We start from the raw sequence: 15768 nt of genomic DNA on the forward strand, positions 1-15768 counted from the left end.
TGTTCCTCAACGGTGACGGGATCCGCGGCCGGGACAACCAAGGCCGGCGCATCACGGACGTCAACTTCCTGCTCTACTTCAACGCCCACGACGACGAAGTCGGCTTCAAGCTGCCCTCGGACGAATACGCACCGGCGTGGGACATCATCATCGACACGGCCGGCGGCGGAGCGGACACCGAGCCCGTGAAGGCGGAAGCAGTCCTGGGCGTCGGAGCCAAATCACTCGTGGTGTTGAGGGCACACAGCGTTCCGGACACGGACCCCGACCATTCCGTAGCCGCGTCCCTTGCCGCGTTGTCGCAGACTGCCACCACCGAAACGGCCTCCTTGACTGCGCCGGCCACACCGGCACCGTCCACCAATCCTCTCCAGGCCGTACCGGAAGAGGCACCCGGACCGAAGAAGCACCATGCATCGGAGCCAAAGGCTGACCCCGAAACCAAGCCAGCCGCTGCGCCGAAAAAGCCCAGAAAGCCACGCGCCCACAAGAACGGGGGATCATGAGGACTCCCGTCTCCACGTACAGGCTCCAGATCAGGTCCTCGTTCACGCTCCAGGACGCGGCGGCCCTCACCGGATATCTGCGCGAGCTGGGGGTGGATTGGGTATACCTGTCGCCTATCCTGACGGCCGAGGAAGGCTCGGACCACGGTTACGACGTCACGGACCCCTCCACGATTGATGCTTCGCGCGGCGGCGCCGAAGGGCTCGCGGCGCTCTCCAAAGCGGCACGGGAAGCCGGCCTCGGAGTCCTCGTCGATATCGTCCCGAATCACATGGGAGTTGCCTCGCCCCCACAAAATGCCTGGTGGTGGTCCCTCCTCAAGGAGGGCAAGGCCTCCCGCTACGCGGAAGCGTTCGACGTCGACTGGGACTTCGGTGGCGGAAAGCTCCGGCTGCCGGTCCTTGGCAGCGATGACGACCTCGACAAGCTCGAAGTGGTCGACGGCGAATTGCGTTACTTCGACCACCGCTTCCCGTTGGCAGAAGGCAGCTACGCCGAGGGTGATGACGCCACGGACGTCCATGCGCGGCAGCACTACGAGCTGGTCGGCTGGCGCCGGGCCGACGACGAACTGAATTACCGCCGGTTCTTCGCGGTCAACACGCTGGCCGGGATACGCGTCGAAATACCCTGGGTCTTCGAGGAAGCCCACTCGGAGATCGCCCGATGGTTCCGTGACGGGCTTGTGGACGGGCTGAGGATCGACCATCCGGACGGGCTCGCGGACCCCGCCGGGTACCTGGAGCGCCTGAAGGAAACCACGGCTGGCTCCTATCTGCTCGTCGAGAAGATCCTGGAGCCCGGGGAAAGCCTTCCGGAGAACTTCGACTGCGAGGGAACCACAGGTTACGACGCCCTCGCCGACGTCGATCGCCTTTTCGTGGATCCCGACGCCGAAGTGCAGCTTGACGCCTTGGACGGCAGGCTCCGGGGCACCGGTTCCCCCGCCGATTACGAGGCCATGATCCACGGCACCAAGCGCCGTATCACGGACGGCATCCTGCATTCGGAAATCCTGCGGCTCGCGAGGCTCGTCCCGGAATCGCCGGAGTTGCCCCGCCTGGAGGTGGCTGACGCCCTGGCCGAGATCATCGCCTCGTTCCACGTCTACCGGAGCTACCTTCCCGACGGCAAAGACACCCTGGTGGAGGCCGTCGAGCGGGCTGCACGGACCAGGCCTGAGCTGGACCAGATCCTCAAAGCGTTGCTCCCCCTCCTGCTCGACGCCGGCTGTGAACTGGGCCGGCGGTTCCAGCAGACGTCAGGGATGGTCATGGCCAAGGGCGTGGAAGACACTGCGTTCTTCCGTTACACGCGCCTTGGAACGCTGACAGAAGTGGGAGCGGACCCCACGGAGTTCGCGTTGTCCACGGCTGGATTCCACGAACGCATGGCCCGCCGCCAGGCGCTGCTCCCGCTGTCCATGACCACCCTGACCACGCACGACACCAAGCGCAGTGAAGACACCCGCGCCAGGATCTCCGCCATCTCCGAGGCAGTCCCGGACTGGGAAGCCTTCGTGGACCGCATGCAGGAACTGGCGCCGATCCCCGACGGGCCACTTGCGGCGCTCGTATGGCAAGCCATCGCGGGTGCGTGGCCGGCCAGCCGCGAACGCCTCCAGGGTTACGTCGCCAAAGCAGCACGCGAAGCCGGCAACTCCACCAACTGGACGGAGCCGGACGAAGGTTTCGAAGCGAAGCTGGCCTCCGCCGTCGACGCCGTCTTCGACGTGCCGGAGGTGACGGCCGCCCTCGAAGCGTTCGTTGCACTTCTGGACCCGTATGGGACGTCCAACTCACTGTCGGCGAAGATTGTCCAGCTGACCATGCCGGGTGTACCCGATGTCTACCAAGGCACTGAGTTTTGGGATCGATCACTCACCGACCCCGACAACCGGCGCGCGGTCGACTTCGAACGGCGGAGGGCAGCACTCGCCGCCCTCGACGCCGGTGTCCAGACTGAAGCGCGGGACGAGTTGGCCAAGCTTCTGCTGACGTCCCGGGCACTGCGCCTACGACGCGACCGGCCGGAGCTTTTCGGTGGTTACAGTCCCGTCATGGCAGAGGGGCCCGCAGCCGAACACTTGGTCGCCTTCGACCGCGGCACCGCTTCCGACGGTGGCGGTGCCATCACTTTGGCTACCAGGCTGCCGCGGAAACTTGAGCGAAACGGGGGGTGGGAGGAAACTTTCATTCGGCTCGGGAGCGCGGTCCGGGATGAGCTCACAGGCAACAGTTACGCCCCGGGCGCGGTGCCCGTCGCAAGGCTGCTGCAGAGGTACCCGGTGGCTTTGCTCGTACCCATTGGCTAGCCAAAGCACCGACAAATGCGGGCCAACGAAGCCCGGACGAGACGATTGAGGGGGAGCGATGGCCGAGAAGACCAACGTGGGAAAACGGTTCGATGTATGGGCCCCGTTCGCAGAGTCAGTGACTCTGCTGGCGGACGGTCAGCACCACGAAATGCGATCGCACGACGACGGCGGCGGCGCGGGCTGGTGGGTGGCGGACGTACCCCGGTTGGCCGGGACTGATTACGGCTATCTGGTGAACGGGGAGGGACCCTTTCCCGATCCCAGGTCGCAGCGCCAGCCGGACGGAGTCCATGATCTTTCCCGCACCTTCGACTCCTCGTCTTATGCCTGGAAAGATTCGGACTGGGCAGGACGCGGGCTCGGCGGCGCGGTCATCTATGAGCTCCACCTCGGGACCTTCACTCCGGAAGGCACCCTCGACTCAGCCGCCGAAAAGCTGGACTACCTCGTTGACCTGGGAATCGACTTCGTGGAGCTCCTGCCGGTCAATGCCTTCAACGGCCCCCACAACTGGGGGTACGACGGCGTGCTGTGGTTCGCCGTCCACGAGGGCTACGGGGGGCCGGAGGCCTATCAGCGATTCGTGGATGCGGCGCATGCCGTCGGACTCGGCGTGATCCAGGATGTGGTCTACAACCATCTGGGCCCCAGCGGGAACTACCTACCGAAATTCGGCCCCTACCTGAAGTCCGGCGAAGGCAACACGTGGGGCGACTCGGTGAACCTGGACGGCTCCGGCTCCGACGAAGTCCGGCAATACATCCTGGACAACGCCGCCATGTGGTTGGATGACTTCCACGTTGACGGGCTGCGCCTCGACGCCGTCCATGCCCTCCGCGATGAGCGGGCCGTCCATATCCTGGAGGACCTCGCCAGCCTCGCGGATGGCATCGAAGCCGAAACCGGCGTCCCCAAGACCCTGATCGCGGAATCGGACCTGAACAATCCGCGCCTCATTTACCGCCGGGATACCAACGGCTACGGACTGGACGGACAGTGGAGCGACGATTTCCACCACGCCGTGCACGTGAACCTCACCGGGGAGACGGCTGGCTACTACGCGGATTTCGATTCCTTGGGCGCACTGGCGAAGGTGCTTGAACACGGTTTCTTCCATGACGGGAGCTACTCTAGCTTTCGCGGCAGGCATCATGGCCGGCCCATCCGGCCGGGGCTGGTTCATCCTGCCGCGCTGGTGGTCTGCAACCAAAACCACGATCAAATCGGAAACCGCGCCGCCGGTGACCGCCTGAGTTCGAGCCTGTCCTACGGCAGGCTGGCGCTCGCCGCCGTGCTGACTATGACGTCGCCGTTCACCCCGATGCTCTTCATGGGCGAAGAATTCGGCGCGTCCACGCCGTGGCAGTTCTTCACCTCGCATCCCGAGGAATGGCTGGCGGAGGCCACAGCGACGGGCCGGCTCAAGGAATTCGAACGGATGGGCTGGGACCCTGCGTTGGTGCCCAACCCCCAGGATCCGGAGACGTTTGAACGCTCCAAGCTCAAGTGGGAGGAAGCCCACGACGGCGATCACGCCCGATTGCTGGACCTTTACCGGGCGTTGGCGAAGCTCAGGCGCTCGACGCCGGAGCTCGCCGGGGGCGGGTTCGCCGACACCCACGTCGACTTCAGCGAAGAGGGCAAATGGCTGGTTCTCAGCCGGGGCGCCGTGCGGGTAGCCTGCAACTTCGGGGACCAGACCCTGACGAAGGCTATGGACGGCGAAGTCTTGCTTGCCACGGAGTCTTCGGCCGCCGTCGGGAACGGAAAGCTGACGCTCCCGGGGGAGAGCGCCGCCGTCGTGCGCCTTAGCTGACAGCGAGCCGGAAGGTGACCGCGCCCACATGGCGGACATTGCGCTTCGAGCCTCGAAGGCGGTGGCAGGATGGTACGTATGACTTATTCGGCTGCGGAAAACCGCTATGAAACCATGCCCTACCGCCGCGTCGGACGCAGCGGCCTCAAACTTCCCGCGATCTCGCTGGGACTATGGCATAACTTCGGCGACGACAAGCGTTTCGAAGAGCAGCGCGCCATCCTCCGCAGGGCCTTCGACCTGGGGATCAACCACTTCGACCTCGCCAACAACTACGGTCCGCCGGACGGTTCGGCTGAAACGAACTTCGGCCGCCACCTGAAGGACGACTTCAAGCCGTACCGCGACGAACTCGTCATTTCCACCAAGGCCGGCTACTACATGTGGCCGGGCCCCTACGGAGAATGGGGCTCCCGCAAGTACCTTCTCTCCAGCCTGGACCAGTCGCTCCAGCGCATGGGACTGGACTACGTGGACATCTTCTACAGCCACCGTCCCGATCCCGAAACCCCGCTGGAAGAAACCATGGGCGCCCTGGACCACGCCGTCCGTTCGGGCAAAGCGCTCTATGCCGGGATCTCTTCGTACACCCCGGACCAGACCCTTGAGGCGGCCCGCATCCTCAAGGAGATGGGCACGCCGTTGCTCATCCACCAGCCCAGCTATTCCATGCTCAACCGCTGGACCGAGAACGGTACGCCCAACCTCTACGAAACGCTTGACCAGGTTGGCGCGGGATCCATCGCCTTCTCCCCGCTGGCTCAGGGAATGCTCACCAACCGCTACCTGAACGGCATCCCGGCCGACTCGCGTGCCGCCAAGGAACGGTTCTTGTCCGAATCAGCGCTGACCGAGGAAAAGCTGAGCCGGGTGCGTGGCTTGAATGCCATCGCCGAAGGGCGCGGCCAGACCCTCGCCCAGATGGCTATCGCCTGGATCCTGCGCGAGCAGCCCAAGGGTTCGCCTGTGACATCGGCATTGGTGGGCGCGTCAAGCGTCGCCCAGCTGGAGGACACTGTGTCCGCGATCAACAACCTCGGCTTCACGTCGGAGGAACTGACAGCAATTGACGAGTTCGCCGTCGAATCCGACATCAATCTGTGGGCGCAGAAGTAGATTCGCAAACTTAATTCACGAGCGGGGCCGGCTGGGAACAAAGCCGGCCCCGTTCGGGTTGGTTACAATGCAAAGAGCGTCGAATGGCGCTGTGCCTTTAAGACGCCGTCCTGCACTCAGGTACGGACGCGCAAGGCACCTGAGGTTAGTTCTCAAAGGAGTTCCGTGTCTTCACATCCGATTCGTGTCGCCATTGTCGGCGTAGGTAACTGCGCCGCTTCGCTGGTCCAAGGTGTCCACTACTATCGCGATGCCGACCCCCAGGCCACGATTCCGGGTCTGATGCATGTCGAGTTCGGCAAGTACCACGTCAACGACGTCCAGTTCGTCGCTGCCTTCGACGTCGACAGCAAGAAGGTCGGCCTCGACCTCGCTGACGCCATCGGCGCCAGCGAAAACAACACCATCAAGATTGCCGACGTCCCCTCGACGGGCGTGACCGTGCAGCGCGGCCACACCCTGGACGGCTTGGGCAAGTACTACCGCGAGACCATCGTCGAGGCTCCGGAAGAAGCAGTGGACATCGTCGCCGCACTGCGCGAAGCCAAGGCCGACGTCATGGTCTGCTACCTGCCCGTCGGTTCCGAGGACGCTGCACACTTCTACGCGCAGTGCGCCATCGACGCCGGTGTTGCCTTCGTCAACGCCCTGCCGGTCTTCATCGCGGGCACCAAGGAATGGGCCGACAAGTTCACCGCCGCCGGTGTGCCGATCGTCGGCGATGACATCAAGAGCCAGATCGGCGCCACCATCACGCACCGCGTCATGGCCAAGCTCTTCGAAGACCGCGGCGTCACGCTGGACCGCACGTACCAGCTGAACGTCGGCGGCAACATGGACTTCAAGAACATGCTGGAGCGCGACCGCCTGGAATCCAAGAAGATCTCCAAGACCCAGGCTGTGACCTCCAACGTCGAGGCCGTCCTGCACGCCGACGACGTCCACATCGGCCCGTCCGACTACGTCGCCTGGCTCGATGACCGCAAATGGGCGTTCGTCCGCCTCGAAGGCCGCAACTTCGGCGATGCCCCGGTGTCCCTGGAATACAAGCTCGAGGTCTGGGACTCCCCGAACTCTGCCGGCGTGATCATCGACGCCATCCGCGCCGCCAAGATCGGCCTGGACCGCGGTATCGGCGGCCCGCTGCTCTCGGCTTCGAGCTACTTCATGAAGTCCCCGCCGGAGCAGTTCAACGACGACCTCGCCCGCGAAAAGGTCGAGGCCTTCATCCGCGGCGACGTGGAGCGCTAAACGCCCGCTCACCTATGTGGGGTTTTGGCCGGACGCCCCCTCACCTATGTGGGGTTTTGGCCGGACGCCCGCTCACCTTCAGGTGAGCGGGCGTCCGCCGTTTAAGCTCACTACACGGCACTTGCAAACCCGGATGCGACGGCAGGATCGACCCACGCTGACCGCAGCGCCTTCTTGATCTTCTTGGTGGCCAGCTCGAATCCGTCTGCCAGATCGTCCTTGCGGAACACGAGGACGGTCCACCCGGCAGCTTCGAAGGCTTTGTTCCGGCGTCGATCACTAAGTGTCTGGGCCTCCGCGAGGTGATGGCCGCCGTCGTACTGAATGGCGACCCGCCTGTGGCGGAACCCCAAATCCGCCGACGGCGAGAACGGATCGTCACTTCGCAATCTGAGCTGGAGTTCGGGCTCGGGGATTCCCGCGTCCAGCATGGCCAAGCGAAGCAGGGACTCCGGGGGAGAGTCCGCGCCGACGCGCATCAGTTCGAGCGCCTGCCGGGCACGCACGACGCCCTGCAAATTTGGATGCCGCTCCACCAAGGCGCGCAGTTCTTCAAGGGTAGCGAAGGGTGTGTCCCGCCCTTCCAGCGCCTGTCGGGGTACGCGAATCAGTTCGTCGCCCATACAGACGAGGTAGTCCAAAGGCAGCAGCCGGGCCATGTCCAGCCAAGTGCGGGGCCGGGTGCTGATCCGTATTCCGTCAACGGATTCGACCTCGTCCTCGGCCGCGATCACCCTGTGCCCGATCACGCCCATGCGGCGGGCTCCGGGCAACGATCGCGGTTTGCTGAGGTGCAGCTCCGTCGAATCGGCAAGCCAGGGCGGAAGGCTGGAGCAGCGAAGGCGCGCCGCCGTCACGTGCGAGATCCAGGCACCGGGGGTGGCGGCCGACAGCGCACGGGCGGCTGCCTCCAGATCGAAGTCCCAGCCGCTCGGGCGGTAGAGGTTACGGCTGACGCGCTCGACGTCGGCGCGAAGCAGGCGGCCGCGCGGGACGCCCCGGGCTTGGGCCTCGGCGAGCGTGAACGGACCTGAAAGCAGTTCAGTGGGAAGGGCAAACTCGTTTCGCATACCCGCATTGTTGCGCAAACGGGCGGGGGCTCGCAGAAGTTATCCACAGGCCCGGGATTCGGCCGAGGGTCCGGCCGCCTTCAGGTGCCACAGGTGAGCGAGCGTCGCGCGAAAGGGCCATATAGGTGAGCGAGCGTCCCGTGAAAGGGCCATATAGGTGAGCGAGGGTCAGAAGAGGCCCACCGGGTTGCCGTGCTCATCGACGTCCATTCGCATCGCGGCGGGCGACTTGGGCAAGCCGGGCATCGTCATGACCGCACCGGTCAGTGCGACGATGAAGCCCGCCCCTGTCTTGGGAATCAGTTCGCGGACATGCACCGTAAATCCCTTGGGGGCACCCAACTGGGAGGCGTCGTCGGTGAATGAATATTGGGTCTTCGCCATGCAAACGGGCATGCCGCTCCAGCCATTTTTCCGGATGTCCGCGAGGCGCCTGAGCGCGGGGACGGAGAACTCCACACCGTCGGCGCCGTAGATTTCCTGGACTATCGTGCGGATCTTGTCCTCCACTGACAGGCTCAGGGGATACAAATGACGGAAGTCCGACGGCGTTGCTGCCGCCACCACTGCGGCGACCTTCGCCGCAAGCTCGTCGCCGCCGTCGCCGCCTCCACCTCTGCCCCAGACATCCGCCACCGCTGCCTGCACTCCCTCCCGGGCGCACCAGGCCAGCAGCCAGTCGAGCTCTTCTGTTGTGTCCGTCGCGAACTTGTTGATGGCAACGACCGGGGTGACGCCAAACTTCTCGACATTGTGCACATGCCGTTTCAAGTTTTCGACGCCGGCAGCGAGCGCCTCGACGTTCGGCTCCTTGAGAAGCTCCTTCGGGATGCCCCCCTGCATCTTCAGCGCCCGGATAGTTGCGACCACGACGACGGCGGACGGCGCCACGTCCGCGATGCGCGACTTGATGTCCATGTATTTTTCGGCCCCAAGGTCGGCGCCGAATCCCGCCTCCGTGACCACGATGTCGGCGAGCTCCTGGGCCGTTTGTGTGGCGATGAGCGAGTTGCAGCCGTGTGCGATGTTGGCGAACGGCCCGCCATGCACCAGGGCCGGCGTTCCTGCGATGGTTTGAACGAGGTTCGGTTTGATGGCGTCCCTCAACAGCATGGTCAGTGCGCCCTGGACACCGAGATCAGCCACGGTGACCGGCCGCCGGTCATAGCTGTATCCGAAGGTGATGCGGCCGAGGCGCTCGCGGAGATCATCCAAGTCCGTCGCGAGGCAGAAGACGGCCATGATTTCGGACGCCACGGTGATGTCGAAGCCGTCCTGCCGCGGGACTCCTTGAGCGGGCCCGCCCAGGCCGATGATGACTTCGCGCAGCGAGCGGTCGTTCATATCGAGGACCCGTTTGAACGTCATGCGGCGGGGGTCGATGTTGAGCTCGTTGCCTTGGAAGATGTGGTTGTCCACGAGGGCCATGAGGGCGTTATTGGCGGACGTGATTGCGTGGAAGTCGCCGGTGAAATGCAGGTTGATCTCGTCCATGGGAAGAACCTGGGAGTAGCCGCCACCGGTCGCTCCTCCCTTCATGCCCAGGATCGGTCCAAGGGAGGGTTCGCGCAGCGCGATCATCACGCGGTGGCCAGCCCGTGCCAAGGAATCGGCAAGGCCCACCGTGGTTGTGGACTTTCCCTCGCCCGCCGGCGTCGGGGACATGGCCGAGACGAGGACGATCTTGCCGGCACGTTTGGCATCAGGGAGACGCAGTTTGGCAGGATCGATCTTCGCCTTGAACCGGCCGAACAGTTCCAGGGCATCGACGTTGATCCCGGCACGCTCTGCGATTTCCACGATGGGACGCATCGCCGCACTCCGGGCAATGTCGAGGTCGCTCAAGATCTTGTTTTCAGACATCCTTGTCCTCAACTCCTCGGGAACACTGTCCGCGACAATCTATCAGTCGTGCCCTCATAGGTGAGCGGGCGTTTGGGGGATTGCGGCGATAGGTGAGCGAGGGTTTGGGGGATTGCGGCGATAGGTGAGCAGGCGTTTAGCTTGGGCGGACAAGGACGGCGCCGATGGCGGAGTGGTAGCTCTCAAGCGTGATGGCTGCCGTCCTTTGCCAGCCGAAGGCCTCCGCATGGACGGCAGCGGCGCGGCCCATGTCTTCGCGGGTACGGGGATCGTCGTACAAGGCTTCGATGACGTCGGCCCAGCGCGAGGGATCGTGGCCGTCAACCAAAATGCCCGTGCGACCGCCGGCAACGGCGCGGGACAGGCCGCCCACGTTGGTGGCCACCACCGGGGTGCCGCAGGCCTGCGCCTCGAGGGCAACAAGCCCGAACGATTCGCTGAAGGATGGCATCACCACGACGTCGGCTGAACGAAACCAGCCCGCCAGCTTCGGCGCCTTGACCGGCGCGCGGTGGGTGACGACGTCGTCCAGCCCCGCGGCAGTGATGAAGGACTGCAGATTGAAGTCCTTGGCGCCGCTCAAGGCACCGAGGATGGTCAGTTCGAGGTCGATGTCGGGCCGCCTCTTGCGGAGGATTCCCGCAGCCTCGACGAAGACCTGCGGTCCCTTGAGCCGCTGGATGCGTCCGGCGAAGAGCAGGTGGAAACTGCCGGGCCGCACGCCAAGCTCGGCGCGGGAACGGGCCCGGAATGCGGGCGTGAACACCGTGAGGTCGACGCCGGGGGGAGCGATGTCGATGTGGTCGAAGTCGGCGTTGTAGTGCGAGACGAGTTCCTGGGCTTCCGCGGGAGTGTTGGCCACGAGCCGGGTGGCTCCATCCACGATCCTCTGTTCGCCGTCTTCACGCAGGCGCGGTTCAGGCCGCTCGCCGGATTCGAGCACCAGGTTCTTGACCTTCGCCATCGTGTGCATCGTGTGGATCAGCGGCACGTTCCACAATGCGGACAGCTCAAGGCCGGCCACGCCGGATACCCAGTAGTGCGAATGGATCGCGTCGTAACGTCCGTGCGGTTGCCGCTGCCGGATCCTCTCGATCTCGGCAACCATCGTGTGGAGGAGATCGGGAAGTTCCTCCTTGGGCAGCTTCCGGGGCGGGCCTGCCAGCACGTTGTGGACGCAGACGCCGGGACCGGGGTGTTCGACGGCGGGCTGCCCGGCGGACGTCGAACGCGTGAAGATCTCCACCTCAACGCCAACATCCGCCAAAGCCATGGCCAACGCCCGGACGTACACATTCATGCCGCCCGCATCGCCCGAACCCGGCTGCTCCATAGGAGAAGTGTGGAGTGACAGGAAGGCCACGCGACGGATCAACGACACCGCTACCTCCTGTATCGAACGCAATTCAACAAGTTCCGCAAAGTGATAGATCCTCTGCGTCCCAGCGAAAACACTACTCCTGACCTCCACGGCATTGCAGCCAGCCTGCAGGGCCGGCCGTGGATGGCGGGCTGATACCGTAACGAACGTGAGCCACTCAAACAGCGAAGCAGGAACGCCGGCGGCCGTTAGCTACGAGATCCGGCCCGCCGAGGCAAGCGACTGGCCCGGGATCTGGGCCGTCCTGGAACCCGTGATCCGGGCGGGGGAGACCTTCACCTGGGACCGCGACACTAGCGAAGAAGCTGCAAGGAGCAAATGGTTGAAGGAAGCGCCCGGCCTGACCTTTGTGGCAGTGCGCGACGGCGACGTGCTGGGTACCGGTGAACTGCACGCCAACCAGGGCGGAGGCGGAAGCCACGTGGCCAACGCCGGCTACATGGTCCGTGCCGACCAGGGCGGGCAGGGAATCGCTCGAGCACTGTGTGCCTATTCCTTGGTTGCCGCCCGGGATGCCGGGTTCAAGGCCATGCAGTTCAACGCCGTCGTCGAGAGCAACGTCCGTGCTGTGGGCCTGTGGCAGTCCATGGGCTTCCGTATCCTGGCGACGATCCCCGGGGCCTTCCAGCATCCAACCCTTGGCTACGTTGGGCTGCACGTCATGTACCAGGAGCTTTAGCCCGGTCCGCGATTCGTCCGGTCCGCGCCGGGCTAAAGCTATGCACAATCGTGGCCGCGGCGTAGTCTGCCGTGCATGGACGCAACGCCCAGGGCCCGATTCGATCCCCTCGCCGCGATCCGTGACGATGCGCCGGGGGAGGGGGCCAACCCAGGTTGCGACCTCCTGCTGACTGGCACCGTGTTCCAGGACATTATCTTTACCGGACTGGACCGCAGCCCTGAACCGGGGACCGAAGTGTGGAGCCAAGGTATGGGGACCTGCCCTGGTGGCGTGGCCAACCAAGCGATCGCGGCTGCGCGGCTTGGACTGCGGACCAGCCTCGCTGCGGCCTTCGGGGATGACGGATACGGGGACTTCAACTGGCGGATCCTGGAAAGCCAGGAGCACGTGGACCTCTCCCTGTCCAGGCGGTTCGAAGGCTGGCATTCCCCGGTCACTGTCTCCTTGTGCGTCGATCAGGATCGTTCCATGGTCACCCACGGACATCCCTCGCCCATGAGCGCTTCGGAACTGATTGGCGAGCCGCCCAAGGCGCTCGCCGCCGTCGCGGACCTCGGCGAGGAGCCAGAGCCCTGGATGCTGGCGGCAAGGAGAGCTGGCGTCAAACTCTTCGGCGACGCCGGATGGGATCCGACGGGAGAATGGTCTTCCAGGCGGCTCGACCAGCTCGGCAATTTCCACGCCTTCATGCCGAACCAACGGGAAGCGATGGCCTTCACCGGCAAGGACAACCCCTGGTCTGCCCTCTACACCCTCGCCGACCGGGTTCCGGTGGCTGTAGTGACGCTGGGAGCACAGGGAGCCATGGCCGTGGATTCCGAAACCGGTGAGGAGGAGTGGGTGCCGTCCCTTCCTGTGACGGCGTACGACCCCACCGGTGCGGGCGACTGCTTCGGTGCGGCGTTTGTTGTGGGCTGCCTCGCCGGATGGCCTTTGGGGGACCGGCTCCGTTTTGCCAATCTATGTGCCTCGCTGGCGGTACAGGAAGTGGGCGGCTCGCTGGCTGCACCTGGTTGGGGAGACATCGCCGATTGGTGGCAGCGCGCCAACGCCCGGCGGGAGCGGCAGTCCAGCCAGTGGCTCAAACGGTTCGCCTTCCTCGAGGACATTGTGGGGGATGTCCCGCCCGGGGCCCAACGTCGTGCGACGGCCACGATCGCCCACAACTCGGATGCTTGAGCGGCGCCCACCCCAGTCAACCCGCCCGCTCCAGTCAACCCGCATGTCGTCGCGGCACTAGAATCGTGAGGGTGACTTACGAAGCAGCTGCCAGTTTCGAGCCCTTGAAAAGATCGGGTTCGGCAACGGTCCTCGAACGATCAGCCGTCATTGACCTGGACGCCATCCGGCACAACGTACGCCAGTTCGTGGCCATTGCCTCGCCCGCAAGCGTCATGGCCGTGGTCAAGGCCGACGCCTACGGCCACGGCGCGGTGCAGGTGGCGCGGGCAGCCCTCGAAGCCGGCGCCCGCTGGCTCGGTGTTGCCCACATTTCGGAGGCTTTGGCGCTGCGTGCTGCTGGAATAGACGCCCCCATGCTGGCCTGGCTGCACACCAGCCAAAGCAACTTCCAAGCGGCGGTTGCCGCCGGCGTCGACGTCGGGATTTCCGGCTGGGAGCTGGACGCGGTGGTCGCCGCGGCACGCGAGCAGGAACGCCCGGCCCGCATCCACCTCAAGGTTGACACCGGCCTGGGGCGCAACGGCTCCACGATCGCCCAGTGGGACCGTGTGGTGGGCCAGGCCATGGAGTACCAGGACGAGGGCCTGCTGCGCGTGGTGGGCATCTTCTCGCACTTGGCTGTGGCCGATGAGCCCCACCGTCCCGAGACCGATGAACAGTTGGCAGCCTTCCGGGAAGCGATTGCCGTGGCGGAGGACGCCGGAGTGGACACCGAAGTCCGGCACCTGGCCAACACGCCCGGTACGCTGTCGCGCCCGGATGCCCACTTCGACCTCGTCCGCGTCGGGCTCGGGCTCTACGGGCTGTCACCTTTCGAAGGACAAAGCTCGGCGGAACTCGGCCTGCGCCCCGCCATGACGGTGCGCACCCTCGTTTCCAACTGCAAGCGGGTGCCCGAAGGCCAGGGGGTGTCCTATGGCCTCAACTACCGGACGTCCAGCGAGAGTTCCTTGGGCCTGATCCCCCTCGGCTACGCGGACGGCGTGCCGCGCATCGCCACCGGCGGACCGGTGCGGGTCAACGGAGTCAACTACCCCGTGGTCGGCCGCATCGCGATGGACCAGATGGTCATCGACCTGGGGAAGCCGGTAACAGACGAAGCCGGCTGGCTGGGTGCCGAAGCCGTCATGTTCGGTGACGGCGCCGGCGACGGCCCGACGGCGGACGACTGGGCCGCCGCGGCGGGAACCAATAACTATGAGATTGTCACGCGCATCAGCCCGCGCGTGCCTCGCATCTACATCAATGAGATCCCGGGGACGGATGCCCGGTGAGCGGGCCGTCGATTAGTAAGGCCCCGTTGACTGAGGCCTTGTGGGAACGGACGGTCAAGGTCGCGACGGCGGAGCAGACGCATGCTTTGGGTTCGGCGCTCGCCGGGGTCCTTGAGCCCGGTGACCTGCTCGTCCTGACAGGCGAACTCGGTGCCGGCAAGACCACTTTCACGCAGGGACTCGGCGAAGGACTGGGTGTCCGGGCAGGCATCATTTCACCTACGTTCGTCCTGGTGCGCATCCACCCGAACCTGCCGGACGGGCCGCGCCCCGGCGGTCCCGACCTGGTCCACGTCGATGCCTACCGGCTGGGGTCCGCCGCGGAAATCGACGACATCGACCTCGAAAACACCATGGACAGCTCCGTGACGGTTGTCGAATGGGGGCGGGAGCGCGTGGAACACCTTTCGGATAGCCGCCTGGACATCGAGATGCACCGGACGGTGGGGGGAGCGGAGGCGGCGGTAACCCGCCCGGAGGCGGGCCACGACGCCGTACTGGACTTCGACCCCGAAGACGACGACGAACCCCGCACCATCGTTTTCCGCGGCTTTGGCCCTCGTTGGAGCGCCGTGCCCGAAATACTGGAGGAGAACGCCTGATGCTGATCTTGGCCATTGATACGTCGGCCGTGGCGAGTGCGGCACTCATCTCGGACGATGCCATGGAGGGCGTGGTGGAATCCTTCGCCACGGAGGACACCCGCAGCCACGCTGAAGTCCTGGCGCCAGGCATCGAGAAACTCCTGGGCGACGCAGGCGTAAGCGGTGCAGACCTCGACCTCATCGTCACCGGCGTCGGCCCCGGGCCGTTCACGGGGCTTCGCTCGGGGATTGCGACCGCCCGCACTTTGGCGTTTGCGTGGAACAAGCCTCTTTTCGGGCTCATGAGCCTGGATGCGATCGCTTTGGAAGTGGCAGAGTCAACAGAGGCGCAGGCAGAGTTCCTGGTGGCCACGGACGCCCGTCGCAAGGAGGTCTACTGGGCGCGCTACACGCTCACGGAAGGCCAACTTCCGCAACTCGTGGACGGTCCGCACGTCGGGTTCGCCTCGGAGTTGCCCGATCTACCGGTCTTCGGCGCCGGCGGCGGCATCTACGCGGATGTCGTCAACGCGAACGGGGAATTCAGCACCACCCAGCCCGACGCAGCCTCGTTGGGCCAGTTCGCCATGGCCTTGCTCACAGCGGGCGAAAAGCTGCCGGACTCCACACCCTTGTATTTGCGGGAATCCGACGCGCAAGTGCCCGGCCCCAGGAAGCGTGCCTTGTGAACCCCACATACCAATTCAAGCTCGACGGCGTGACCT

12 protein-coding genes and 1 pseudogene are annotated in these 15768 nt (G+C 65.1%); 10 read left to right on the forward strand and 3 right to left on the reverse strand.

Features of this window, described 5'->3' with window-relative positions; genetic code table 11:
- The 5 genes and pseudogenes from QRN45_RS20310 to QRN45_RS20330 form a co-directional block, all read left to right on the forward strand.
- Positions 1-506, forward strand: a pseudogene (locus QRN45_RS20310) (glycogen debranching enzyme); the annotation flags it as partial.
- The gene (gene treY, locus QRN45_RS20315; protein WP_284764490.1) at positions 503-2821 is read left to right on the forward strand and encodes a malto-oligosyltrehalose synthase; all 2319 of its coding nucleotides are present in this window, start codon (positions 503-505) and stop codon (positions 2819-2821) included. The pseudogene QRN45_RS20310 and the gene treY, both read left to right, overlap by 4 nt.
- 58 nt (positions 2822-2879) lie before the next feature.
- Complete coding sequence (treZ, locus tag QRN45_RS20320; RefSeq protein ID WP_284764492.1) at positions 2880-4640, forward strand: malto-oligosyltrehalose trehalohydrolase; 1761 nt, start codon at positions 2880-2882, stop codon at positions 4638-4640.
- A 78-nt stretch (positions 4641-4718) separates the two neighbouring features.
- The gene (mgrA, locus tag QRN45_RS20325; protein ID WP_241709825.1) at positions 4719-5756 is read left to right on the forward strand and encodes an L-glyceraldehyde 3-phosphate reductase; all 1038 of its coding nucleotides are present in this window, start codon (positions 4719-4721) and stop codon (positions 5754-5756) included.
- Between the two features lie 165 nt (positions 5757-5921).
- On the forward strand, positions 5922-7007 hold the full coding sequence (locus QRN45_RS20330) for an inositol-3-phosphate synthase (RefSeq protein WP_078108128.1): 1086 nt from the start codon (positions 5922-5924) through the stop codon (positions 7005-7007).
- A gap of 110 nt (positions 7008-7117) precedes the next feature.
- On the opposite strand, the gene QRN45_RS20335 is transcribed toward QRN45_RS20330, so the two are convergent.
- The 3 genes from QRN45_RS20335 to mshA all read right to left on the reverse strand — a co-directional run bounded on the left by QRN45_RS20335 (position 7118) and on the right by mshA (position 11321).
- Positions 7118-8077, reverse strand: coding sequence for a DUF559 domain-containing protein (locus tag QRN45_RS20335; protein WP_284764493.1), 960 nt, complete (start codon positions 8075-8077; stop codon positions 7118-7120).
- A gap of 168 nt (positions 8078-8245) precedes the next feature.
- Positions 8246-9940: a formate--tetrahydrofolate ligase gene (locus tag QRN45_RS20340; RefSeq protein WP_284764495.1), complete on the reverse strand. Its 1695-nt coding sequence runs from the start codon at positions 9938-9940 to the stop codon at positions 8246-8248.
- Positions 9941-10076: 136 nt separating this feature from the next.
- Positions 10077-11321, reverse strand: coding sequence for a D-inositol-3-phosphate glycosyltransferase (mshA, locus tag QRN45_RS20345; RefSeq protein WP_241709822.1), 1245 nt, complete (start codon positions 11319-11321; stop codon positions 10077-10079).
- 148 nt (positions 11322-11469) lie between these two features.
- Here mshA and QRN45_RS20350 point away from each other — a divergent pair, with 148 nt between their 5' ends.
- The 5 genes from QRN45_RS20350 to tsaB all read left to right on the forward strand — a co-directional run bounded on the left by QRN45_RS20350 (position 11470) and on the right by tsaB (position 15732).
- Positions 11470-12000 carry a GNAT family N-acetyltransferase gene (locus QRN45_RS20350; protein WP_372489689.1) on the forward strand — a complete coding sequence of 177 codons (531 nt, stop codon included), beginning with the start codon at positions 11470-11472 and terminating at the stop codon, positions 11998-12000.
- A 75-nt stretch (positions 12001-12075) separates the two neighbouring features.
- Positions 12076-13182 (forward strand): carbohydrate kinase family protein, encoded by a 1107-nt coding sequence (locus QRN45_RS20355; protein ID WP_078108133.1) that lies wholly within the window; start codon positions 12076-12078, stop codon positions 13180-13182.
- 71 nt (positions 13183-13253) lie between these two features.
- Positions 13254-14459, forward strand: a complete 1206-nt coding sequence (gene alr, locus QRN45_RS20360) for an alanine racemase (protein WP_372489688.1) — start codon at positions 13254-13256, stop codon at positions 14457-14459.
- A gap of 26 nt (positions 14460-14485) precedes the next feature.
- On the forward strand, positions 14486-15061 hold the full coding sequence (gene tsaE, locus QRN45_RS20365) for a tRNA (adenosine(37)-N6)-threonylcarbamoyltransferase complex ATPase subunit type 1 TsaE (RefSeq protein ID WP_241709821.1): 576 nt from the start codon (positions 14486-14488) through the stop codon (positions 15059-15061).
- Positions 15061-15732: a tRNA (adenosine(37)-N6)-threonylcarbamoyltransferase complex dimerization subunit type 1 TsaB gene (gene tsaB, locus QRN45_RS20370; protein ID WP_241709820.1), complete on the forward strand. Its 672-nt coding sequence runs from the start codon at positions 15061-15063 to the stop codon at positions 15730-15732. The genes tsaE and tsaB overlap by 1 nt, the downstream gene beginning before the upstream one ends.
- Positions 15733-15768: the final 36 nt, after the last annotated feature.

This window comes from Arthrobacter sp. efr-133-R2A-63 (assembly GCF_030209795.1).
Classification (GTDB): Bacteria; Actinomycetota; Actinomycetes; order Actinomycetales; family Micrococcaceae; genus Arthrobacter; species Arthrobacter bambusae_A.